The following is a 22821-nucleotide window of genomic DNA, read 5'->3' as shown; positions in this document are numbered from 1 at the left end:
CACACACCTATGGAGGACTGAGATGTTCGCACCAGAGCGGGGGCTCGGTGACACGGTCCCGGACACGCCGCAGGGCGGTGGTCCGCCCCGGGACACGCGGCCTGCCGTCGGCCCCCTCACGGGGCCCGGCTTCGGCGCGCTGCACGGACGCCGAGAGGAAGTCGAGCTGCTCGCCGGCCTGCTGGCGGGCGAGGAGGACCGGCTGATCACCCTGACCGGGCCCGCCGGGGTGGGAAAGAGCCACCTCGCCCACGCGGCGGTGGCGGCCCGGCTGCGGCACGGCCCGGTCCCCGTGCGCTGGGCCGACCTGGCCGAGGCGTCCGGCGCCGCCGCCCTGTGGTCCGCCGTCGGCGCGGCGACGGGCAGCCGGGCCGAGGAACGGATCGGCGCCGCGAAGCTGCTGGTCGTGCTGGACAACAGCGACCCGGTGGCGGCCGATGTCGCGCTGCACCTCTCCTCGCTGCTGCGGGCCTGTCCGCGGTTGCAGGTGCTGGTCACCAGCAGGGTGCCGCTGAACATCCGCGCGGAGCGCCTCGTCCTGGTGGGGCCGCTGCCCACCGGCGCGGGCTCACCCGCCCAGCGGCTGTTCACCGACCGGGTCGGCCCCTACTACCGCGCCGGTCTGGCCGACGGGGAGGGGCCGTCGGTCGTGGCCGAGATCTGCCGGGTGGTCGACGGCATGCCGCTGGCCATCGAACTGGCGGCCGAAGCGGTGGGGAGCGAGGGCCCGCACGACGTGCTGGCCAAGCTGCGCTCCGGAGTGGCCGCCGGAGGCAGACGGCTGCGGGACGCGCCCGCCCGGCACGCCTCGGTCGCCAGCGCACTGCGGTGGGGGGCGCGGCCGTCGAGCACCGCGGAACGCGCGCTGCTCGACGGCCTCGCCGTCTTCGAGGCACCGGTCGGCCTGTCCGAGGCGGGCCGGGCGGCGGAGCTGGACCGGCCCCGGACGGTGGTGGGGGTGGAATCCCTCGTCCGCGCGAGCCTGCTGCTGAGCGGTACCGGTCCCGACGGCACCCCGCAGTTCCGGCTGCCGCAGCCGGTCCGCTCGCACTACCGGGCGCGGCTGGCCGAGAGGCCGGCGGCGCTCGCCGACGCCCTCGACCGGCACGCCGACTGCTGCACGGCCTTCGCCGTCGGCATCGGCGACCGGCTGCGCCGCGGGCACGACGTCGCCCAGTTGCTGTCGCTCGTGGCCACCAGGCTGCCGGACCTGCGCAGGGCCACCCGTCACCTGCGCGGGCGCGGTGACCACGCGGCGGCGCTGCGCCTGCTGACGGCGCTGGAGGTGCCCCTGCTGCACCACGGGCTCGCCCCGGACGCTGCGGAGGAGCTGGCCGAGTCCGCCGCGCCCCGACGCGGGGAGGCGGGCGGTCCGCTCACCGCGGCAGCGCTGCGCGCCGTCGCCCGCTGGTCGTTGGAGCACGGTGCCCTCCGGCGCGCCGAGGAGGCGCTCGACGCGGCGGACGCGGCAGCCGCCGGACACCCCGCGGACCGCGCCCGGGTGGCCGCGCTCAGCGGCGAACTGCTGCGCCGCCGGGGCGACCCGGTGGCCGCCGATGCGCTGCTCGCCTCGGCACTGAAGGAACTGTGCGCCGCCGGGGACACGCTCGGCGCGGCTGCGGCCCGCCGGTCGCAGGCGCTGTTGCGGGCCGCACTCGGCGACCCGGAGGCGGAGACGCCCGTGCTCACGGCACTGGCCGAACAGCCCACCGTGCCAGGCCCGCCCCTCGCGCCAGGACCGGCGGGGACGGCCCTTGTGCCTGCGGAAGCGTCCGCCGCACCGGCGGAGAGGTCCAGTGCGGCGGACGCGGGGCCCTTCGCCCCGGCGGACGCGCGGTCTTCCGGGCAGGCGGGCGGGGGGCCGGGGCCCTGGGCGGACCCGGTGTCGCCGGTTGCGGTACGCGCCGGTCTGCTCGCCGCCCTGGCCCGGGTCCGCTGGACGCTCGGCCGCACCGACGAGGCGTACGAGGACGTACGCGAGTCGATGCGGCTGCTGCTGTGGACGGGCGGCCCGGCGCAGGTCGCCGAGGCCCTGGAGACTCTGGCGCTGGTCATCGGGCGCCCCGGGGACGGGGCTCAGCCGGAGGCGCCGGCCCGGGTGCTGGCCTGCGCCGAGAGCATCCGGCGCCGGCACGGGCTCGGTCCCGCCGAGGACGCGGCGCCGGGCACGGTATCGGCGCGCCTCCACGAGGAACTGGAGGCCGGAGCGCTGCGACAGATACGGCGTGGGGCGCAGGAGGTCTCGCTGCACGACGCCCTGATCGCGGGCCTCTTCGCCCCGGGCCCGCGGCCTGAACCCGCCGAGCGCGCCGCGGTGAAGGCGGCCCCGCACGGCCTGACGCCCCGGCAGCACGAGATCGCCCTGCTGGTCACCGAGGGGTTGACCAACCGGCAGATCGGCACGGCGCTGGGCATCTCGGAGTGGACCGTGACCAACCACCTGCGCGCCGTCATGCAGAAGCTGGAGTGCGGCTCCCGGGTGCAGGTGGTGCGCGCTCTGCAGCGGTCCCAGCGATGAGCGGGACCGCCCGCAAGGGGGTGCACGTGTGGACCGGCCGGGTGCGGGACACTCCGGCGGCCGACGACGTGGCGGTGCTCGACGAGCGGGAGCGACACCGCTTCGCGGAGTACCGGGACGCCGTCGCGGCCGCCCACTACGCGGGGGCGCGGGCCGCGGTCCGGCGCACGGTGGCGCGGTGGCACGGTGTGCGGCCGTCCGAGGTGGTGTGGGGCACAGGGCGGTGCCCGGGCTGCGGCAGCGACCGGCACGGCCCGCCGCTCCTGCGTGCGCCCCGCGGTGGCTGGCGGGTGAGTGTGTCGCGCTCCGGCCCGTGGTGGATGCTGGCCCTCTCCCGTTCGGCGCCCGTCGGCGTCGACCTCGAGTTGCGCCGCCCGCTCGCGGTGCCCGCGGTGGTGCGCCGCTGTCTCGGCGCCCAGGAGCGCGCCCATGTCGCGGCGGCGGCACAGGGCTCGGCACGCGACGAGGAACTGCTGCGCTGCTGGGTGCGGAAGGAGGCCGTGGTCAAGGGCTGGGGCATCGGCCTGGGCACCGACCTGGCCCGGGTGGCGGTCCGCCCCGAGCTGCGCAGCGCCGTGCTGGAGCGTACGGAGGCCGAGGGCGCTGCCGCGCGGGAGCTGTGGGTGGTCCAGGACGTGCCGGCCGGCAGGGAGTGCCTGGCCGCGCTGTCCCGTCCGGCCGACGACACGGCGCCGCTCGTGCTCCGCCCGCCGGACGCGGCGACCTGGCGGCTCGCGGCGTCCTGAGCACCGTCACCGCGCAGGACGGCCCCGGAGACCGGCGTGCCCGGGCGAACCCGCGCGGAGCGTGCCCGGGCGGACCCCGCGCGAGTCGTGCCGGGCGAACCACGCAACGGGGCATGCCGCGCACGGACTTGTCCGGCAGGCGGTGCGGGCGCAGCCGGGTGGCGGCACGGGGTGGGACCTGCGGCAGGGGGCCGGCTGTGCGCACAGCCGGCCCCCCTGCGTACAGGCTTCCGCCAGGTGCCCGCCCGGCGATGGCCTCGCCGGGCGGGACCGCGTCAGAAGACGATCGGGCCGGGTGTCTGCTTGCTGACGGCCTTGCAGGTGTTGGCCTGGCCCAGGATGTTGAGGTCGAGCGACGCGACGTCGGAGCCGTCGGCCGGGATGTAGGAGTCGAGGCTGTCGCCCGCGGTGACCGGTGCGGTCAGCGGGCCGACGGTCAGCGGCTGGCCCGCGGGGGCGGCCTCGTTGGCGGTGCCCGTGAAGTCCACGGTGCCGCCGGAGGCCCGCTCCAGGCGCAGGGTGGCGGTGACGGAGTCGGCGGGGATGTCGGCCGGGGCCAGACCGCCGCTGGTGGAGACCTTGACCGAGCCGACACCGCCCTCGGCGGACGCCTCGATCTTCAGGTCGGTGACCCCGTAGGAGCCGCAGTCGTACGTCGCCGTCACGGTCTGTGCGGCGGCGGGGGCTGCGGAGGCCGGGGCGGCAAGGGCCAGCCCGCCGAGGAGGACGGCGGTGGTGGCGACAGTGCCCGCCTGGATGATCCGACGCATGTTCGGTTCCTCTTCTCACTCGTGATGGGTGGTGCTACGGGCGGCCGGGGTCGGTCGCCCGAGTCCGGGAAACTCGGGGTGGGCCGGGGGGAGGGGACGGCGAGGGGCTATCCGGCGGCCGCACGGGTGAGGTCCCCCGACCCCGCGGTGGGCGGTCGCCAGTCGGCGATGCCGTCGAAGCCGCGCAGCAGGAGTCCCGGCACGGCCCGGGAGGCCATGCGCATGAGGCCGTCCCGGGCCGCGACGGTGACGGGAGAGCGCAGCGAGGTCAGTTTGAGGAGGCGCGCGGCCCGGCGCACCACGTCCTGGGTGCGGGGCCTGCGGTCGCGGTCGTACCGGGCGAGCGCGACCAGCGGGTCGGTGTCCGGCGCGGCGTGGTGGGCGAGGACGACGCCGTCCTCGATGGCCATGTTGGCGCCCTGCCCCAGGGTCGGCACCATGGCGTGCGCCGCGTCGCCGAGGAGCGCTGTGCGGCCCCTGTGAAACGCCGTGAGCGGCACCTGCATGTGGTGGACGTCGTTGCGGAGGATCTCGTGTTCGGGCACAGAGTCGATCAGCGTGGGCACCGGGTCGTGCCAGCGGCCGAAGCGCCGCCGCAGCTCCGCCTTCTCCCCGTCGGCGGACCGGCCGCCCTCGTCGGTGGCGGCGCAGGCGTAGATGAACACGCTGTCCGCGTCCCGCACCAGGGTGCCCCACACCTGGGCGCGGCCCCACGACTCGTGCGGGACGAAGCCGGAGCCGGGTATCGGCGCGAGGAGGCGCCAGACGGTCCAGCCGCCGAAGGCGGGGCCGGGGTGGTCGGGGAAGAGGATGGCCCGGGCCGGGGAGCGTACGCCGTCGGCGGCGACGACCAGGTCCGCCTCGTGCCTCCCGTTGGGGGTGCTCACATGGGCCTTGTGCCGGGCCGATCCCGCGTGGGTGAGGAATGCCGCCTCCCCCGTGCGGACGGTGCCCGCGGGCAGCCGGTCGACGATCAGGTCGATCAGGTCGCTGCGCCGCAGGACGACCAGGGGCGCGCCGAACCGGGCGACGACGGCCTCGCTGTGGGTACGGGTCAGGGGCCGGCCCGCGGGGTCGCACATCAGGCCGTCACCCCGCCAGGACGCCAGCTCGGTGATCTGCGTACCGAGACCGAGCGTGCCCAGTGCGCGCTGGGCGTTGGGCGCCAGCGTGAGGGCGGCCCCGACGGGGGCGAGGCCGGCAGCGCGCTCCAGGACGGTGGTGTGCCAGCCGCGCCGGTGCAGGGCCAGCGCGGTGGTCAGGCCGCCGATGCCGCCGCCGATGACGACGGCTCGGGGAGGGGACATGGGCTCTCCTCGGAAGGGGTGCGGTGCGTGCTCGGGCTGGCGGGCCGGCCGGAGCGGGCCGCAGCCCGCTCCGGCCGGCCCACGCGGTCACTCGCGCGCACCTCCCGCCCGCCAGTGCACGGCCGCGGCTCCGGCGAAGTCCCCGGCGTGGGCGAACCCCGCCAGCATCAGCAGGCTGCCGTCGGGGACCCGGCCCTCCCGGATGCCGTGGTCGAGGGTGATGGGGACGCCGGCGCCGAAGAGGTTGCCGAACCGGTCGAAGGTGTCCAGATGGCGCTCCGGGGGGATGGAGAGCCTCTCCTGCCACTGCTTGAGGAACATCCGGTTGGGCTGGTTGGTGATCAGCATGTCGATGTCGTCGGTCTTGAGGTCGAGTTCCGCACAGACCCGGCCCACCACCTCGGGGACGAGCCGGTTGCCGCGCTCGACGATGTCCGCCACCTTGTCGGGGGTGAACCCGACGTGCATCTGGCTCTCCCCCGCCTCCCAGTACTTGCGCCCGTCGTGCAGCGAGAGTCCGCAGTCGCGGGTGTAGTCACCGCGGTTGGCGACCGCGATGCCGAGCACCGGCGACGCGTCGGACGCCGCCACGTAGGCCGCGCTGCAGCCGTCGCCGGGGATGACGGCCTCGGGGAGCCTGCGCACCTGCGACTGGGTCATCACCGGGCCCGCGCTGTTTTGGACGTTGAACAGCAGCGCGGATTCGGCCTGTCCCGAGCCGATGAGTGCCCGGGCGATCCTGAGCAGGTGCACGAAGGAGGCACATCCGCCGTTGTGGGCGTCGAGCACCCAGTCGGCGCTGACGCCGAGCCGGTGGGCGACCTCGGCGCCCGGGCCGGTGAAGGGCACCTCGGGGAGCAGCGTGTTGGTGATCACCACGTCGGCGCCCTCGACGGCGTCCTTGCCGATCCGCTCGCGCAGGAGCAGTCCGGCCTTCTCCATCATGTCCGCGGGGGTCTCGTCCCGGGAGACCTGGTGCCGGTGGTGCGGCGCCTTGAACATGGTGTGCCCGGACATCTCGCCGTCGTCCTCCTGGAACTGGCGGAACCAGTCCGTGTCCACCGGTTCCCCCGGCAGGTAGGAGGCGAGTTCGAGCAGGCTGACCGTCCTCATGCGGCGGTGCCGTGGCGGAGTTCGAGGATCTTCTTGAGGTTGTCGATCTCCACCTTGTGGCCGGCGTAGAAGAGGCCCCAGGTGTCGCCGACCCAGGGGCGCTCGGGGCTGGAGGCCAGCTCGGGGTGCGGGTTCTTGTCGTAGTACGGGTGGTGGCAGTTGGTCCAGATGACCACCGAACCGCTCTTGCCCAGCACGGTCTCGGCCGAGATGATCCGGTGGATGTAGACCATCCACAGCTCCTCGCCCTGGTCCCAGGCGCACTTCATGTCCACGGTGAGCGCGTCCGGGTTGCCGTCGATGCGCAGGAATATCTTGGTCTCGTCGTCGAGCAGGGTGTCGCGGCCCTGGTAGAGGCCGGGGGTGTCGGTGGGCGCGAAGTCGCGGGTGCTGTAGGTGTACTCGTTGAGGTTGCGCTCGTCGGTCAGGTAGTCGTAGACGGCCTGCGGCGGTGCGTCGATGTACTGGTGGACGGTGACGAACTGGCCGTACACCTCGTCGTAGGTGAAGGTCTCCTTGGTCAGCGTCGCCGCGTGCGCGAACGCCTCCTCGCGGGACGTGGTCTCCCAGCGCAGCAGCCCGGGGACGTCCTTGAGGTCGTCGGGGACCGCGGGAGGCGGGGTGTAGTCGGCGGCCGGGCCGGTGTGCGTCGGGGCGGTGGTCATCCTGGTACGACTCCTTGGTTGAGAGGCCGGTGGGATCCGGCGGCGATGGCGTCCTGGAAAGGACGGAACGGGGGCACCTCGGCCGGGTCGGTCTCGACGCAGATCAGGGCCGGCGCGCGGGTGGCGTGGGCCCGTCCGAGCGCCGCGCGCAGTTCGCCCGCGCTCCGGGCGGTCACCGCGTCCAGGCCGGGGAACATGGCGGCCATGCCGTCACCGATCCGGGCCGGGCGGAAGAGGTTGTAGGAGTAGTCGCCCCCGTAGAAGAGCTGCTCCCTGGTGCGGCACATGCCGTGCGACCGGTTGTCGAAGATCACGAATGTGACGGGCAGCCGGTGCTCGATCGCGGTGTGCACCTCCATGCCGTGCATGAAGAACGCCCCGTCACCGGCCAGTACGCAGGTGCGCCGCCCGGTGGCGAACGCGGCACCGACGGCCGCGCCGAAGCTGTGGCCCATGCCGCCCATGCCCATGGCGACGATGAACCGGCCTCCCGGCGGCACGCCCACGTGGTGGATGGTGACGGCACCGGTGTTGCCCGCGTCGCTGACCACGGTGGAGCGCTCGGGGAGGGCCGCACCGACCAGGCGCGCCGCCGTCGTCATGTCCAGCGCCGCCGAGTCCGGCACGTGCGGCAGCTCCGCGGACGGGGCGCTCGCCTGCTGTGCCGCCAGGTTGTCCACCAGGGCCCGCGCGGCACCGTTGCGCTGCTGGAGCCCCGCGCCGGGTGCGAGCAGCTCCCCGGTGAGCAGCCTCATCTCCTCCCGCAGGTCCCCGGTGAGCCGCACCAGGTCCTCGTGCGGCTCCAGGAACGGCGGCCGGGGGTCGAGGCAGACGACCGGCACCCCCTTGAGGTGGTCGTGCAGCCCGGCGCCTGCCATCTGCGGCAGCCGGGTGCCGGCCAGCAGGACGGCGGAAGCCTGTTCCAGCGCGGACTGCACCTGGCCGCTGCCGATCACTCCGGCGATGCCGAGATGCCGGGGGTCCCGGTCGTCGAAGACGTCCTTGGCGTCGGGTGCCACCGCGACGCGCGCCCCGAGCGCCGCGGCGAGCGCGGCGAGTTCGGGCCGGGCGTCGGCCCGCGCCACGCCCTCGCCGGCGATCACGGCCACGCCCTGCCGTTCCGCGGCCGAGCGCAGCAGGGTCACGGCCCGCGCGCGGTCGGCCGCGGCGGAGCTCGGGCGCTCGGGCGCCGCCTGCCTCACGGGGCTGTCCCAGGGGGCGAGGACGGCCTGTTGCACGTCCTTGGGCAGCAGCAGCACGGCGGGGCCCGGCGCGGCCGACGCGGCGGCGAAGGCCCGCGGGAGTGCCTGGAGGATCGCTTCGGGTTCCTCCACCCGCTCGCAGCTGACGGCGATCTGTCCGAACAGCCGGGCCGCGTCCATGGAGCCCGCCAGGCCGCTGGTCTCCTGGAAGGAGCCGCGCCCGTTCAGCGACACGGGCGGCTGTCCGATGAGTGCGAGGGCCGGTACGCAGGAGGCGCGCAGCTCGGCGAGTCCGGGTACCAGGTTCATGGCGCCGGCGCCGGAGGTGGCGGCGACCACGGGCATCCGCTGGGCCGCACGGTGATATCCGTCGGCCATCGTGGCCGCCGAGAACTCGTGTTTCGCGACCACGCCGAGTGGGCCGTGTGCCGCCAGGTGGAGAGCGTCGTAGAGGTCCTCGATGTTGGCGCCACCGACTCCGAAGACGTGACGGACTTCCTGCCGGCTCAAGAAGTCGACAATGAAGTCGACCACACGGAATGGGGTTCTCATGGACCGTCCTTTTCTCAGGCGGTGGTCCGTTCATTTCAGTTCCGCACGGCACGCACCGGCAAGTGGCACCTGTCTGCCATGCGGGAGCGGGGGCCGTATGGCAGGGATCTGCCATACCGGTCTGTCATGTGCCGTGCCGCCTGGCGGGGTTAGCTTCCTTCAACCGCGTTCGAATGAAAGGGAGAACCCGTGATCACCGTCGACACCGTGTGTGCCCTCATAGCAAAGAAGCTCGGCAGCAAGGCCACCGACCTCACTCTCGGCGCCGATACCGCCTTCGACTCGGTGGGCCTGTCCAGCCTGCAGATCGCCGACATCGTCTACACGATCGAGGACGACGCGGAGGTCGAGCTGGACCCGAGCCAGGCCGCGAACGTGAAGACGGTCGGCGACCTGGTCGAACTGGTCGAGACGACCCGGGCCGCCGGCGCCGCGGCGTGAGCGCCACCGCCTACCAGGGCGCCACCGCCGAGGCGATCCGGCACCACTACGACGTCTCCAACGACTTCTACGCGCTCTGGCTGGACTCCTCCCTCACCTACACCTGCGCCTTGTGGGCCGAGCCGGGGTCGAAGGAGGCGCAGCTCGACGACCTGGAGACGGCGCAGGCGCGGAAGCTGGACCACCTCATCGAGGGGGCGCGCGCCGGTGGCGCGCGGCGCGTCCTGGACGTGGGCTGCGGCTGGGGCAGTCTGCTGAAGCGGATGACCCAGGTGCACGGCGTCCAGCACGCCGTGGGCCTCACGCTCAGCGACAGCCAGGCCGAGCTGGCCGAGTCGGCCCGGATCACCGGGGCCGAGATCCGGGTGGAGAACTGGCTCGACCACCAGCCGGCCGATCCGTACGACGCGATCGTCTCGATCGGCGCCTTCGAGCACTTCGCCAGGACCGGCCTCTCCCGCGCCGAGCGGGTGGCGGGCTACCGGGAGTTCTTCGAGCGCTGCTTCGCGTGGCTGCCGCCCCGGGGCCGCGTCGCCCTCCAGACGAACGTCAAGGGCAACAACACGGTGATGGACAAGGCCACCGTGCGGGAGCTGATGTTCATCATGGAAACGATCTTCCCGGAGTCCGAGATCCCGGCCCTCTCGGAAGTCGTCGAATCGAGCGAGAAACTCTTCGACGTCGTCTCCCTGCGCAACGACCCGGACCACTACAGCCGCACCTGCGTGGAATGGCTGCGACGCCTCCGGGAGAACAGGGAAGCGGCCGTGAGACTCTCCAGCGAGGAGAACGTCGTCAATTACGAGAATTATCTGGAGGCGAGCGTCAGGCACTTCCAGAACCGCCACCTGGGGCTGTCGAGAATAATTCTCGAAAAGGGGCGCTGAGTGAGTACGCGAAAACATGTGGTCTACTGGCACGAGACGGAGCCGGTCGTCCCGGAACCGCCGCTGCGCGAGAACGTGGACTGCGACGTCGCCGTCGTCGGCGGCGGCTACACCGGGCTGTGGGCCGCGCACTTCCTCAAGGAGGCCGAGCCCGCGCTGGACATCCGCGTCGTCGAGGCCGAGTTCGCGGGGCACGGGGCCTCGGGCCGGGCCGACGGCTTCGTCACGCCGACCATCGGCAAGGACATCCAGGCACTGGTCAAGGAGTTCGGGACGCGCCGCGCCCTGGAGGCCTCGCAGGCAGTCGGACGGTCCGTGCTGGAGATCGGCCGCTTCACGCGCCGCAACAAGATCGACGCGGAGTACGAGGCCAACGACTACCTGATGGTGGCCAGCACGCAGGCGCAGTTGCGCCGGCTGCGTACCGACCGCGACCTGGCCACCAGGATCGCCGGCCGGGAACAGCCGCCGGTCCTCTCGCCGGCCGACGCACAAGAGGTGATCGGCTCCCCCGCCGTGCTGGGCGCCATGCGTACCGGGGGCGCCCTGGTCAACCCGTTCAAGCTGGCCCGCGGCGTGGCCCGGGTGGTAAAGGAGCGGGGCGTCGTCGTCCACGAGAACACCCCGGTGCTCCGGGTACGGCCGGGCGTGCGGCCGCAGGTCGTCACCCCCGGCGGCACGATCACCGCCGACAAGGTGATCGTCGCCGCCAACGCACGCCAGTTCACCTTCCAGCAGTTCCGCAACAAGACCGTGCCGCTGTGGAGTTACGCCATGGTGAGCGAACCGCTCACCACCGAGCAGCTCGGCCGGATCGCCTGGGAAGGCCGCGAGGGGATGGTCGAGGCGAAGACGTTCTTGACCTGCGCCCGCTTCACCGCCGACAACCGGCTGCTGTGGGCGGGCGGGCCCGCCTTCTACTTCTGGGGCCGCGACATGCGCCGCCGCCGCATGAACGACCAGCGCGCCTACCGGGCCCTTGCCGAGGAGTTCGGCCGGTTCTTCCCGATGTGGCGGGACCTCAAGTTCACCTACACCTACGGCGGCGTCATGGACATCACCCGGGACTACGCCCCGCACTTCGGGGCGCTGCCGGGCGGCAACATCTTCTACGGCTACGGGTTCAACGGCAACGGGATCGCCGCCACCCACACCGGCGGCAAGGTGTTGCGGGACCTCGTCCTGGGCAAGGACTCGGAGTTCTCCCGATTGCTCTACGTCGACGACGCGCAGCGCTCGGCGCGGGACTTCCCGCCGGAGCCCCTGCTGTACGTCGGCGCCCGTGCCACCACGCGCCTGATGGAGTGGAAGGAGTCGCGGGCATGAGCGAGAGCCGCACCGTATTGCTGACGGGGGCCTCCGGCGTCGTCGGCCGGGCCATCCTGCGGGAGATACCGGGCCGCCCCCTGAGGCTGATCTCGATGACCAGGCGGCACGGCACCTCGCTGCCCGCCGAGGCCGGCGAGCAGTTGGCGGCCGACCTGGCCGAGCCGCGCTTCGGCCTGGACGAGGACAGCTACCGGGCGCTGGCCCGCGACGTGGACACCGTCATCCACTCGGCCGGGCTGACCGAATGGGGCCTGCCGGACGAGCGCTACCGGCCGGTCAACGTGGAAGGCACCCGCCGGGTGATCGAGTTCGCCGAGGAGTCCGGCGCGACGGTGCACTTCATGAGCACCGCGTTCGTCGCCGCGCTGTCGGCGAGCGCCCCCCACCGGCTCAGCGAGACCAACGTCACCACCAACTACGTGCGCTCCAAGCTCCGCTCCGAGCAGCTGCTGCGCGACAGCGGCCTGCCGCACACCGTCTTCCGGCCGACCAACCTGATCGGCGACTCCCGCACGGGCTGGACCTCCCGGGGGCAGATCGTCCAGCTGATGTCGGACTGGATCTGCCGCGGGCGCGCCCCCTTCCTCCCGGTGCACGAGGGCAACCGGATCGACGTCGTACCCCAGGACCTGCTCGCCAAAGCGGTGCTGCGCTGCATCGAACTGGGCGACGACAGCGGGGAGTTCTGGGTGACGTACGGCGAGGAGGCGATGGACATGGCCACCGCCGTCGAGGTGTGCGCCAAACACGCCGCCTCCCTCGGGCGTCCCCTGGCCCCGCCGCCGGTCACCGACCCTGACGCCCTCGACCCGGAGGAACTGCGCCGGCTTCCCGCACTGGCCCGCTCCTACCTCTCGGTGCTGCGGGACGTCAGCGAGGTCACCCGGTGCGGCGGCGGCGTGCTGCCCACCTCCATGCCGACGCTCCGCGAACGCTACGGGGTCCCGCACGTCCTGGACACGGACGCCTACGCGCAGACCCTCGCCTACGCCTCCGCCCACCTCAGCTGACGAGCCGGAAAGGACGCAACCGTGAACGAGGACCCGCACGAGGAGTGGCAGCCCCCGCGGCTGGAGCAGACCGTCGCCGTGGTCACCGGCGCCAGCCGGGGCGTGGGGCGCGGCATCGCGCTCGCCCTGGGCAGCGCCGGCGCCACGGTCTACGTCACCGGGCGCAGCAGCCGCACCACGGGACGCACCGAGGATCTGCCGGGCACGGTGGACGACACCGCGCAGGAGGTCACCGCGCGCGGCGGCACCGGCATCGCGGTGCGCTGCGACCACCGCTCCAGCGACGACAACCAGGCGCTGGCCGACCGGATCGCGGCCGAGCACGGCTGTGTGGACCTGCTGGTGAACAACGCCTGGGCCGGGTACGAACGCTCCGCCGACGTCCGCTTCGACGCCCCCTACTGGAAGCAGCCGATGTGGCGGTACGAGCTGTGCGAGAGCTCGCTGCGCGCCCAGTACGACGTCACCAGGCTGCTCACGCCGCTGATGATCGAGCGGCAGGGCGGGCTGATCGTCGGCATCGGCTTCACCGACGGCGACACCTACCTCGGGCAGGCCGCGTACGACGTGTTCAAGTCGGCGAGCGACCGGCTCAGCAAGGCGTTCGCGGCGGACCTGCGCAAGCAGCAGGTCACGGCCCTGTCCGTGCACCCCGGCTTCGTGCGCACCGAGCGGGTGGAGGCCGCCTGGGAGGCGCTGGGGGACGGACCCGCCGCGGTCGTCCACTCCCCCGAGTACGTCGGCCGGGCGATCGTCCACCTGGCCGCCGACCCGCAGGTGCAAGGCCGCGCAGGGCAGATCCTCTCGACCGGTGACCTGGCCGAGGAGTACGGCTTCAACGACACCGACGGGCGGCGGCTGCCCGCCTTCCGTCTGGAGGGCCGGATGAGTCTCGCCACCCGCATGGACCGGCTCAACCGGGTCGTCGCCCAGGCCGGCACCTCCTGATCCGCCCGGGAGCGGGCCGGCACGGGAACCGCCGTGTCCCGCCCCCGGGTGCCCTGCACGTGCTCCCCGGGGCGGGACGAAGAGCCCCGGCAACCACCCCCACGCTGTGTTCCCACGCAGCACGACGAACAGGAGATCCCGTATGGGCAGGGGAACAGCCCGGTCCACCGAGAAGGCCCCCTCCGGCGCGGTACCCAAGGCTGCCGGCCTCGCGCTCGCGGTGACCTGCGGTGCGCAGTTCATGGTCATCATCGACGACACCGTCGTCGCCATGGCGCTGCCGAGCATCCGCAGCAGCCTCGACTTCGACCGGGCCTCGCTGGCCTGGGTCGTCGACGCCTACATGCTGCTGTTCGGCGGTTTCCTGGTGCTCGGTGGCCGCTGCGCCGACCTGTTCGGCCGCCGCCGGGTGTTCCTCACCGGCCTGGGCGTCTTCACCGTCGCCTCGCTCGCCTGCGGGCTCGCCACCACGTCCGAGATGCTGATCGTCTCCCGCGGCGCCCAGGGATTCGGGGCGGCGCTGCTGAGTCCGTCCGCCCTGGCCATCCTCATCACCGTCTTCACGGAGGCGAAGGAGCGCCGCAAGGCGCTGGGCATCTGGGGCGGTCTCACCGGCATCTCCGGGGTCTCCGGCGTGCTGCTGGGCGGCCTCATCACCGACCTCATCGACTGGCGGTGGGTGTTCTTCGTCAACATCCCCATCGGCGCGCTGCTGTTCACCCTCACGCTGCGGCCCGCGCTCGCCGACCGCACCGAGGGGCCCGCCAAGCGGCCCGCGACCGACGGCACGGGGGCCGTCCTGATCACCGGGGCGCTGCTGCTGCTCGTCTACACCGTCATCAGCACCAACCACCGCCCGTGGGGGTCGGCGGCCACGGTGGCCGGGCTCGTCGGCTCCGCGGTGCTGCTGGCCGCGTTCGTGGTGCGGGAACAGCGCGCCGACGAACCGCTGATCCGGCTCGGCCTGTTCGCCAGCCGGCAGATCTCCACCGCCAACGTGATGATGCTGCTCGCCGCCTCGGGGCTGTACGGCATCTTCTTCTTCCTGACCCAGTACATGCAGAACCTGCTGCACTGGTCGCCGCTGAAGGCGGGCATCTCCTGGGCGCCGTTCGGCGTCACGATGGCGGCCTTCTCCGGTATCGCGATCCAACTCCTGCCCAAGGTGGGCAGCCGGGCCCTGTGCCTGGTCGGCCTCGGTTCGGCCACCCTCGGGCTCGGCCTGCTGCTCAGGACACCGCTGGACGCCTCCTACCCCACCGACCTGCTGCCCACCCTGCTGCTGTGCGCGGCGGGTTACGGACTGGCGATGGTGCCGCTGGTGGTGGCGGCCGTCAGCGGAGTGCCCAAGGCCGACTCCGGAGCGGCCTCCGGGGTGCTCAACACCGGCCAGCAGATCGGCGGCGCGATCGGACTCGCGATCCTGGCCACCCTGGCGAGCAACCGGCTGGACGACGAGATCTCCTCCGGCACCGCCGTGCCGGACGCGTTGCTGACCAGCTTCCACTCGGCGTTCCTGGTCGGCACGGTGCTCACCGCGTGCGCCGCGCTGCTGTCGCTGGCCCTGCCCGCGCTGCGCACCGAGTTCGACCCGGAGACCACCTCGGGCGTCTGACCCGCACGGCCAGAAACCACAGAAGAGGACAACAGGGATATGGACGGCAGAGAACACCGCTGGTACATGCTCGTCGCGTCACTGCTACCGCTGCTCGCACTCGGCGCGGCCATGGTGCTGGCCTGGAACCACATCTTCGGCTGGACCGACGTGCTGGTCACGCTGATCATGTACGCCATCTCCGGCCTCGGCATCTCCACCGGCTACCACCGGATGCTGACGCACCGCGCCTTCGAGACGTACAAGCCCATCCGCGTCGCGCTCGCCACCGCCGGGGTGATGGCGGGACAGGGCCCGCCGATCATCTGGGCGGCCCACCACCGCAAGCACCACCGGGTCGCCGACAAGGAAGGCGACCCGCACAGCCCGCACCTCGGCTTCGAGCCCGGCTTCAAGGGCGCGATCGCCGGGATGTGGCACGCGCACCTGGGCTGGCTCTTCGACGAAGGCCTCAAGTCCGACCCCATCCGCTACTGCCCCGACCTGGTGCGGGAGAAGCCGCTGCGCTGGCTCAGCGAGAAGTTCATCCTCGTCGTTGCCGCCGGCATCCTGCTGCCCGGCCTGCTGGCCTTCGCGATCACCGGCGGCTCGGTCCAGGCGCTGCTGACCGGCGTGCTGTGGGGCGGCCTGGTGCGGATCTTCCTGATCAACCACATGACGTACGCGGTGAACTCCATCGGCCACTACTTCGGCCGCCGGCGGTTCACCACCACCGACGAGTCCCGCAACGTCGCCTGGCTGGCCGTGCCGTCCTTCGGTGAGGCCTGGCACAACAACCACCACGCCTTCCCGCGCTCGGCGCGGCACGGGATGAAGTGGTACGAGGTCGACCTGTCGGCCGTCTTCATCTGGAGCCTGGAGCGCACACGGCTGGCCTGGAAGGTCATCCGGATCGACCCGGAGCGGATGACGATGCGCGAGGCCGGGATCAGCCGGGTCGACGGCGCCAAGCTCGACCGGCAGGAACTGCTCGTCGCCCAGCAGCGCATCGCCCCCATGGCGGACCGCTCGCGCGACGGTTCCGACGTCTCCCTCGTGGACGTGGAGTAGCCATGGCAGCCACCGGCACCGAACTGTGGGACCTGCTGCTGCGCGACGAGTCGAAGGGGGTCCTGCACCACTGGGACGGCGAGGGCTTCGGGCACACCCCCTGGCGCCAGGTCGTACGGGAGGCCCACGGCATGGCGGCCGCACTCCGCGCGGCGGGCGTGCGGCCGGGGACGCGGGTCGCCACCGTCCTCACCAACTCGGCGCACACCGTGCGCGGGCTGCTCGCGGTCTGGCTGGCCGGCGGCGCCGTCGCCTCCTTCCCGCTGCCGGCCCGCGGACAGGCCCCCGAGGAGTACGGGAGCCAGTTGACGCGGCTGACCGAACGGCTCGACGCGGCGATGCTGCTGACGGACGAGTCGATACTGCCGCTGGTGCCGGCCGGGCTGACCGCGCGGTTCCCGGTCCGCACCTGGACCTCGCTGTACGGCGGCGGGCACCTGGACCCGTCGCCGCCGGGGCCGCAGGACATCGCCTTCGTCCAGTACTCGTCCGGCAGCACGAGCCTGCCCAAGGGGTGCGCCCTCACCTCCCGCGCCATCGCCACCCACCTGCACATGCTCTACGACCTGGCGGACGGGCGCGTCGGTGCCGAGACGATCGTCTCCTGGCTGCCGCTCTCCCACGACATGGGCGTCTTCGGAACGCTGCTGAACGCCTGGGCGTTCGACTACGACTTCGTCCTCTCCTCCCCCGAGCGCTTCGGGATGGCGCCGCGCACCTGGTTCCGGGACATGTCCGACTTCGGCGCCACCATGTCCGCGGGCACGAACACCGCCCTGTACCTGGCCGCCCGGGCGCAGGGCCGCACCCCGCTGCCGAACCCGCTCGCCCTCAAGGTCTTCGTGGTGGGCGCCGAACGGGTGGACGCGGCGACGCTGGAGACGGCCATGACCGCGTTCGGTCCCTCGGGCCTGAGCCGGGCCGCGTTCATGCCCGCCTACGGCATGGCCGAGGCGACGCTGGCGGTCGCCAGCAGCCCGACGGGAGCGCACCCGGTCGCCCGCAGTTTCGACGGGGCGGCGCTGCGGGACGGGGAGATCGTCGAGGTCGCCGAGGACACCCCCGGCGCCACCCGGCTGGTCTCCAACGGCCCGCCGCTGCCCGGGGTCACGGTGACCACCCAGGAGCCGGGCCGGGTCTCGCAGCTGCTGGTCTCCTCCCCGAGCCTGGCCTCCGGCTACCTCGGGGACCCCGCACGCACGGCCGAGCGGTTCAGGGACGGCGTACTGCACACCGGCGACCTGGGCTTCGTCCACCAGGGCGAGGTGTACTTCGTGGGCCGTGCCGACGACCTGATCTCGGTGGGCGGGCGGAACGTGTACACGAGCGAGATCGAATCGGCCGTCGAGGCGCTCGGCCCGGTCCGCGAGGGCTGCTCGGCCCTGGTGGACGTGGCCGACGGCGGCATCTCCCGGCTGGTCCTGCTGCTCGAACCCAGGCGCCGCAGCGACGACTTCCACGTGATCGCCGACCGGGCCGCCACCGTCGCCCGGGAGAAGTCGGGCCTCGCGCTCGCCGAGTGCGTCTTCGTGGAGCGCGGCCACCTGCCCCGGACCCCCAGCGGGAAGATCCAGCGCTTCCGCTGCCGGGCCGCCCTGGGACCGGACGGGGGCGCGCTGAAGACCCTCGCCCGGATTCCCCTGGGCTGACCCGCCCCGCAGCCACCGTTCGAGAGAGGGACACCCCATGCTCCAGGGCCGCCCGGCACAGCCGGGCTTCTTCACCGCCACCGAGATCATCGGCATGGAGGACTACCTGCGCCTCCACCTCAACGAGAACCCGTACGGACCACCGCCCGGCACCGTCGAGGCCGTGCACACGGAGGCGGCACAGCACCTCAACCGCTATCCGGACAGCGAGTGCGGTCTCCTGCGGGAGCGCCTGGCCGAGCACTTCCGCGTCGCCCCCGAGATGATCGCCATCGGCAACGGCACCGACGAGCTGGTGCTGCTCGCCTCGATGACGTTCCTGCGCGAGCCCGGCAGCCGCGTCGTCACCACCGATTCCACCTTCCCCGGCTACGTGACCTCGGCGGCGGCCGTGGGCGCACCCGCCCACGTCGTTCCGCTGGCGGGCGCGGCCCTCCCGGTCGCCGGCCTCACGGCCGCCGTGCGGCAGGGCGCCGCCCTCGCCTTCGTCTGCAACCCGCTGAACCCGACCGGGGCGCTGCTGGACCGCGACGAGGTCACCGAGCTGATCGACGCCGCCGAGTCCAGCGGCACCGTGCTGGTCTTCGACGAGGCGTACCTCGACTTCGCGGGCCCCGCACACGAGTTCGCGCTCGAAGCGGTGCGCGAGGGGCGTCGGGTACTGGTGACCCGCACCTTCTCCAAGGCGTGGGGCCTCGCCTCGGTACGGGCTGGCCTCGCCCTCGGCCCGCCTCAGCTGGTGGAACAGATCGCCGCGACCGCGAGGGCACTGCCCTTCAACGTCAACCGCCCCGCCCAGCGCGCCGTGCTGCGCGCCCTGGAGGCCCCCGCCCACCTGGACCGGGTGCGCGCGGACAACGCCCGTGTCCGGGAGCTGCTGTTCAAGACCCTGGACTCGCTGGGCCTTGGCCACTCCCCCTCGGCGGCGAACTTCGTGATGGTCGAGGTCCCGGGGCAGGGCACCGGACCCGGCGACAGCACCCGCTTCGCGGCCCGGCTCGCCGAGGAACACCACATCCTCGTCCGCGATCTGACCCTCCTCGGGCTGCCCGGCCGGCTGCGCGTCTCGGTCGGTACGGAGGCGGAGGTCGAGCGCCTCGCCGCGGCCCTCGCCCACCTGCTCGGCCGCCACTGATCCACCCCGGCGCCACCCACCGCCCGGTCCGGGACCGGGGCGCCGGGCCGACATCTCTCACGCAAGGAGCAGCCGGAGGCCATGGGCCACTACAAGTCGAACCTGCGGGACCTGGAGTTCACCCTCTTCGATGTGCTGGGCCGTGACGACGTGTACGGCACAGGGGCGTTCGCCGGGACCGGCCAGGACACCGCCCGCGCGGTGCTGGCCGAAGTCGAACGCCTGGCGGTGCACCAGCTGGCGGACGCCTCCGTCGCGGCGGACCGCACCCCGCCGGTCCACGACCCCCAGGCCCGCTCCGTCACGCTGCCCGACTCCTTCAAACGCGCCTACCGGGCCTGGACGGACGGCGGCTGGCACCTGCTCGACCTGCCGGCGTCGCTCGGCGGGGCCGACGCGCCGCCGTCACTGCGCTGGGCGGTGGCGGAGCTGGCCCTGGGCGCCAACCCGGCCCTCTACCTCTACCAGGGGTTCACCGGCTTCGCGCGGGTCCTCGACCGCCTCGGCACCGGCGAACAGCGGCGGCTCGCCCGGCTGATGGTCGACCGGCAGTGGGGCGCCACGATGGTGCTGACCGAGCCCGAGGCGGGCAGCGACGTAGGGGCCTGCCGGACCAGGGCACGGCAGCAGCCGGACGGGACGTGGCACCTGGAGGGCGTCAAGCGGTTCATCACCTCCGGCGAGCACGACCTGGCCGAGAACATCGTCCACTTCGTGCTCGCCCGGCCCGACGGGCACGGGCCAGGCACCAAGGGGCTGTCACTGTTCCTGGTGCCGAAGTTCCGGATCGCCGACCCCGCGACCGGCAGGCTGGGGGCACGCAACGGGGTGCACGCCACCGCGCTCGAGGACAAGATGGGCCTCAAGGCCTCGGCCACCTGCGAACTCACCTTCGGCGCCGAGGAACCGGCCGTCGGCATGCTGCTCGGCGAGGAGCACAACGGCATCCGGCAGATGTTCCAGATCATCGAGCAGGCCCGGATGATCGTCGGCACCAAGTCCGCGGCCACCTTGTCCACCGGATACCTCAACGCGGTCGAGTACGCCAAGGAGCGGATCCAGGGCACCGACCTGGCCGCACTCGGTGACCGCTCAGCCCCCAAGGTGCCCATCACCCGGCATCCCGAGGTACGGCGCTCCCTGCTGCTCCAGAAGGGATACGCGGAGGGGCTGCGCGCCCTGGTCCTCTACACGGCGACGCTGCAGGACCGGATCGCCGCCGCGCAGGCGGAGGGGCGCACCGACGAAGAGGCGACGGCACGCAACGACCTGCTGCTGCCCGTCGTCAAGGGCTACAGCTCCGAGCGCGCCTGCGAGCAGCTCAACCACGCCCTGCAGATCCTGGGCGGGGCGGGCTACATGAAGGACTTCCCGCTGGAGCAGTACATCCGCGACACCAAGATCGACACCTTGTACGAGGGCACCACCGCCATCCAGGGGCAGGACTTCTTCTTCCGCAAGATCGCGCGGGACCAGGGCGCGGCCCTCGACGGCCTGCTCACCGAGGTGGAGAAAGAGGCGCGCCAGGAGGCGGACGGCGCCCTGGCGGCGGAGCGCGCGCTCCTCGCGGAGGCGGTGACGCAGGTGCGCGCGATGGCGGACGCCCTGGGCGCGTATCTGCTCCGTTCGCTGGAGGAGCCCGCGGCGGTGCACCAGGTGGGACGGAACACCACGCGGCTGCTGATGGCCACCGGTGACCTGCTGCTCGGCTGGCTGCTGCTGCGTCAGGCCGCCGTGGCGCAGAAGCAGTCACATGCGGGCGGGGATGGCCGGAACGCTGCCGGACGCGCCTTTCGTCTGGGCAAGATAGCGACGGCCAGGTTCTTCGCCCAGGAGGTACTTCCGTTGATCACCACCGAACGGGCCCTCGCGGAGCGTCACGACAGCATCCTGATGGAGCTGCCGGACGACGCCTGGTGACCGCCCCGCGCCGGGCCCCCGCGGTGCGCGAGCCCGGCGCATGTGAAGCACCGACCCCCAGGGTCCCTCCGACCGTCGAGCCTGTAAGGAGCCACTTGTGACCGAGTCTTCGACCGCCGCACTCGCCCCGGGACACCAGACGATGCTGCTGGCCCACCGCGCCATGGTGCGCGACCTGGAGCGCATCGGCCGCGCCGCGCGAGAGCTGCCGGCCGGGAACACCGAGCGCGCCACCGCCCTGCGCGGCTACGTGGACAGAATCTCCCAGCTCATCGAGCACCACCACGAGGGCGAGGACGACTTCCTCTGGCCCAAGCTGCGCGAACGCGGCGCCGACGAGGAGGCGCTGGCGCTGATGACCGCCGAGCACGAGGAACTCACCAAGGTCCTGCACGCCTGGCACGCCACGAGCCGCCGGCTCGGCAGCGACGAGGCGGCCCCGGCCGAGCTGGCCGCCCAGACGGACGAGTTGCGCGAGCAGCTCGCCCAGCACGCCGACGACGAGGAGCGGGAGCTGACGGGGCGGCTGGCCCCCGCCCTCGACAAGGGCGTCTGGAAGGGTTTCGCGACCCATATGCGCAAGACGGCCCCGGGCTGGACACTGCGGTTCATGCCGGCCTGGCTGCTGTCGGTGGCAACCCCTGCGGAGCGCGGCGGCGTCCCCGGCGCACCGATCGGACGGCTGTTCAGCGGCTGGCTGGAGAAGAACCGGCGCGCCGCGTTCGGCGACACCTACTGACGGCACGGCCACGGGAGACGCGCCGCCGAAGTCACCACTCAGGTGCGCCGCACCGCCGTCGCCGGAGCACCGGCGCCGACGCGGTGGCGCTGCTCCGCCGGAACCGAGCAGTGACGCCGCTGAGCCGGAACTGAACGGTCAGAACTGAACCACTGGACCGCCCGGTCGCCGAGCGACCGCACCCCCTGTCGCACGGGCCGGGCGGCGGTTCAGTGCGTTCTTGAGCGAGGAGGAATATCCATGCAAATACCTCTATCTTCCCTCCCGCCCTCGCGTGAGAGAACCGGCGCGGCGGGCCACGCGCCCTCGCCGCTGACGGAGGCGGGGCGCCGGTGGGTGGACGAGTTCGTCATGCGCCCGCACGAGGGCACCAACCGGGACGGCGCGGTCTGCCCGTTCGTGGAGTCCGCGATGAAGGCGCAGACCTTTCTGCTGGAGGAGTGGGAAGTCGATCCGGACACCGACGCCGAGGGCCTGGTCGAGGTGGCGCGCCGGATGGCCGACGCCTTCGAGAACACGGACTGGGAGGGCCGCAACCGCTTCCTGCACACACTGGTGCTGGTCCTCTCCGGCCTCCCCGAAGAGCGCTACCGCCTGCTCGACGAGGCACACCGGCTGGTCAAGCCCGAACTCGTCGACCGCGGGCTGATGCTGGCCCAGTTCCACCCGCACTGCGACGAACGCGCCGCCCGCAACCCAGACTTCCAGGTCGCCCGGGCCCCGGTGCCGATGCTGGCCATGCGCCGGATGGCACTCCACGACGTCCTCTTCCTCGACTCCGACCCCGAATGGTTCGCCGCCTACGAACAGCGGTACGGCAAGCGGCACGAACAAGGAGCGGTCGCCGACCCGCTGTTCGCCGAGACGTTCGCCACGGCACGGGACCGGTGGAACGAGGCCTGAGAGCCGGTACACCTCACGGGGAACGCGACACGTACGGCCACCGTCACGACCGAGCGGCTGCCCGCAGACGTGGACGCCACAGACTTGTCACCGCCAACCCCACCCCCTCCACCCGGGTACCTGCCGTGCCGGTGTCGGCTGCGCCGGCCCGACCGCACGCGGGCCCGGCGGTCAGGGCGACAGGGCGGGTGAAGGGCGGAACCGCGCGGAAGGGCTGGACGGCTCCGGACTCCACGGTGTCCAGCACCTCACGGCGCAGATCCGGATAGGCGGCGCGGTGCCGCCCCATGACACCTGCCGCGTACTCCGTTCCCTTTCCTTT

At 72.8% G+C, this 22821-nt stretch carries 19 protein-coding genes; 14 read left to right on the top strand and 5 right to left on the bottom strand.

What is annotated here, in order from left to right:
- Window positions 1-22 precede the first annotated feature (22 nt).
- Window positions 23-2518 (top strand): helix-turn-helix transcriptional regulator, encoded by a 2496-nt coding sequence (locus DTL70_RS23970; protein WP_114024027.1) that lies wholly within the window; start codon window positions 23-25, stop codon window positions 2516-2518.
- Window positions 2515-3264, top strand: coding sequence for a 4'-phosphopantetheinyl transferase family protein (locus tag DTL70_RS23965; protein ID WP_114024026.1), 750 nt, complete (start codon window positions 2515-2517; stop codon window positions 3262-3264). Before DTL70_RS23970 ends, DTL70_RS23965 begins: the two co-directional genes overlap by 4 nt.
- 275 nt (window positions 3265-3539) lie before the next feature.
- Here DTL70_RS23965 and DTL70_RS23960 read toward each other — a convergent pair whose 3' ends face one another.
- The 5 genes from DTL70_RS23960 to DTL70_RS23940 all read right to left on the bottom strand — a co-directional run bounded on the left by DTL70_RS23960 (window position 3540) and on the right by DTL70_RS23940 (window position 8873).
- Window positions 3540-4034, bottom strand: a complete 495-nt coding sequence (locus DTL70_RS23960) for a hypothetical protein (RefSeq protein ID WP_114024025.1) — start codon at window positions 4032-4034, stop codon at window positions 3540-3542.
- A gap of 107 nt (window positions 4035-4141) precedes the next feature.
- The gene (locus DTL70_RS23955) at window positions 4142-5341 is read right to left on the bottom strand and encodes an FAD-dependent oxidoreductase (protein ID WP_114024024.1); all 1200 of its coding nucleotides are present in this window, start codon (window positions 5339-5341) and stop codon (window positions 4142-4144) included.
- A gap of 87 nt (window positions 5342-5428) precedes the next feature.
- Window positions 5429-6454: a 3-oxoacyl-ACP synthase III family protein gene (locus DTL70_RS23950; protein ID WP_114024023.1), complete on the bottom strand. Its 1026-nt coding sequence runs from the start codon at window positions 6452-6454 to the stop codon at window positions 5429-5431.
- Entirely contained in the window at window positions 6451-7119 is a 669-nt protein-coding gene (locus tag DTL70_RS23945; protein WP_245979595.1) for an SRPBCC family protein, read from the bottom strand. The genes DTL70_RS23950 and DTL70_RS23945 overlap by 4 nt, the downstream gene beginning before the upstream one ends.
- Complete coding sequence (locus tag DTL70_RS23940) at window positions 7116-8873, bottom strand: thiamine pyrophosphate-binding protein (protein ID WP_114024022.1); 1758 nt, start codon at window positions 8871-8873, stop codon at window positions 7116-7118. Before DTL70_RS23940 ends, DTL70_RS23945 begins: the two co-directional genes overlap by 4 nt.
- Before the next feature lie 189 nt (window positions 8874-9062).
- Between DTL70_RS23940 and DTL70_RS23935 the strand changes: the two genes are divergently transcribed.
- From DTL70_RS23935 to DTL70_RS23880, 12 genes are all read left to right on the top strand, one after another.
- Entirely contained in the window at window positions 9063-9314 is a 252-nt protein-coding gene (locus DTL70_RS23935; RefSeq protein WP_027735527.1) for an acyl carrier protein, read from the top strand.
- Window positions 9311-10201: an SAM-dependent methyltransferase gene (locus tag DTL70_RS23930; protein WP_114024021.1), complete on the top strand. Its 891-nt coding sequence runs from the start codon at window positions 9311-9313 to the stop codon at window positions 10199-10201. The genes DTL70_RS23935 and DTL70_RS23930 overlap by 4 nt, the downstream gene beginning before the upstream one ends.
- Complete coding sequence (locus DTL70_RS23925) at window positions 10202-11527, top strand: NAD(P)/FAD-dependent oxidoreductase (protein ID WP_114024020.1); 1326 nt, start codon at window positions 10202-10204, stop codon at window positions 11525-11527. It abuts the gene before it with no gap.
- Window positions 11524-12540, top strand: a complete 1017-nt coding sequence (locus DTL70_RS23920; protein WP_114024019.1) for an SDR family oxidoreductase — start codon at window positions 11524-11526, stop codon at window positions 12538-12540. The genes DTL70_RS23925 and DTL70_RS23920 overlap by 4 nt, the downstream gene beginning before the upstream one ends.
- 21 nt (window positions 12541-12561) lie before the next feature.
- Window positions 12562-13488 (top strand): SDR family NAD(P)-dependent oxidoreductase, encoded by a 927-nt coding sequence (locus tag DTL70_RS23915; RefSeq protein WP_114024018.1) that lies wholly within the window; start codon window positions 12562-12564, stop codon window positions 13486-13488.
- Window positions 13489-13630: 142 nt separating this feature from the next.
- Entirely contained in the window at window positions 13631-15103 is a 1473-nt protein-coding gene (locus DTL70_RS23910) for an MFS transporter (protein ID WP_114024017.1), read from the top strand.
- Window positions 15104-15142: 39 nt separating this feature from the next.
- Complete coding sequence (locus tag DTL70_RS23905) at window positions 15143-16153, top strand: acyl-CoA desaturase (RefSeq protein WP_114024016.1); 1011 nt, start codon at window positions 15143-15145, stop codon at window positions 16151-16153.
- 2 nt (window positions 16154-16155) lie between these two features.
- A complete protein-coding gene (locus DTL70_RS23900) occupies window positions 16156-17802 on the top strand; it encodes an AMP-binding protein (RefSeq protein WP_114024015.1) in 1647 nt (548 codons plus the stop codon).
- 37 nt (window positions 17803-17839) lie between these two features.
- Window positions 17840-18937 (top strand): pyridoxal phosphate-dependent aminotransferase, encoded by a 1098-nt coding sequence (locus DTL70_RS23895; protein WP_114024014.1) that lies wholly within the window; start codon window positions 17840-17842, stop codon window positions 18935-18937.
- Between the two features lie 81 nt (window positions 18938-19018).
- Window positions 19019-20857: an acyl-CoA dehydrogenase gene (locus tag DTL70_RS23890; RefSeq protein ID WP_114024013.1), complete on the top strand. Its 1839-nt coding sequence runs from the start codon at window positions 19019-19021 to the stop codon at window positions 20855-20857.
- 97 nt (window positions 20858-20954) lie between these two features.
- Entirely contained in the window at window positions 20955-21596 is a 642-nt protein-coding gene (locus DTL70_RS23885; RefSeq protein ID WP_245979594.1) for a hemerythrin domain-containing protein, read from the top strand.
- A 240-nt stretch (window positions 21597-21836) separates the two neighbouring features.
- Complete coding sequence (locus tag DTL70_RS23880) at window positions 21837-22499, top strand: DUF6875 domain-containing protein (protein WP_147266810.1); 663 nt, start codon at window positions 21837-21839, stop codon at window positions 22497-22499.
- Window positions 22500-22821 lie beyond the last annotated feature (322 nt).

The sequence above is a fragment of the Streptomyces diacarni genome (genome assembly GCF_003323715.1).
Lineage (GTDB): Bacteria > Actinomycetota > Actinomycetes > Streptomycetales > Streptomycetaceae > Streptomyces > Streptomyces diacarni.
This window is presented reverse-complemented; position numbering and strand designations above follow the sequence as displayed.

Excerpts from the sequence above, each read along its gene's own strand:
- DTL70_RS23970 (WP_114024027.1), top strand. The coding sequence starts at position 23 with ATGTTCGCACCAGAGCGGGGGCTCGGTGACACGGTCCCGGACACGCCG.
- DTL70_RS23965 (WP_114024026.1), top strand. The coding sequence starts at position 2,515 with ATGAGCGGGACCGCCCGCAAGGGGGTGCACGTGTGGACCGGCCGGGTG.
- DTL70_RS23960 (WP_114024025.1), bottom strand. The coding sequence starts at position 4,034 with ATGCGTCGGATCATCCAGGCGGGCACTGTCGCCACCACCGCCGTCCTC.
- DTL70_RS23955 (WP_114024024.1), bottom strand. The coding sequence starts at position 5,341 with ATGTCCCCTCCCCGAGCCGTCGTCATCGGCGGCGGCATCGGCGGCCTG.
- DTL70_RS23950 (WP_114024023.1), bottom strand. The coding sequence starts at position 6,454 with ATGAGGACGGTCAGCCTGCTCGAACTCGCCTCCTACCTGCCGGGGGAA.
- DTL70_RS23945 (WP_245979595.1), bottom strand. The coding sequence starts at position 7,119 with ATGACCACCGCCCCGACGCACACCGGCCCGGCCGCCGACTACACCCCG.
- DTL70_RS23940 (WP_114024022.1), bottom strand. The coding sequence starts at position 8,873 with ATGAGAACCCCATTCCGTGTGGTCGACTTCATTGTCGACTTCTTGAGC.
- DTL70_RS23920 (WP_114024019.1), top strand. The coding sequence starts at position 11,524 with ATGAGCGAGAGCCGCACCGTATTGCTGACGGGGGCCTCCGGCGTCGTC.
- DTL70_RS23910 (WP_114024017.1), top strand. The coding sequence starts at position 13,631 with ATGGGCAGGGGAACAGCCCGGTCCACCGAGAAGGCCCCCTCCGGCGCG.
- DTL70_RS23905 (WP_114024016.1), top strand. The coding sequence starts at position 15,143 with ATGGACGGCAGAGAACACCGCTGGTACATGCTCGTCGCGTCACTGCTA.
- DTL70_RS23900 (WP_114024015.1), top strand. The coding sequence starts at position 16,156 with ATGGCAGCCACCGGCACCGAACTGTGGGACCTGCTGCTGCGCGACGAG.
- DTL70_RS23895 (WP_114024014.1), top strand. The coding sequence starts at position 17,840 with ATGCTCCAGGGCCGCCCGGCACAGCCGGGCTTCTTCACCGCCACCGAG.
- DTL70_RS23890 (WP_114024013.1), top strand. The coding sequence starts at position 19,019 with ATGGGCCACTACAAGTCGAACCTGCGGGACCTGGAGTTCACCCTCTTC.
- DTL70_RS23880 (WP_147266810.1), top strand. The coding sequence starts at position 21,837 with ATGCAAATACCTCTATCTTCCCTCCCGCCCTCGCGTGAGAGAACCGGC.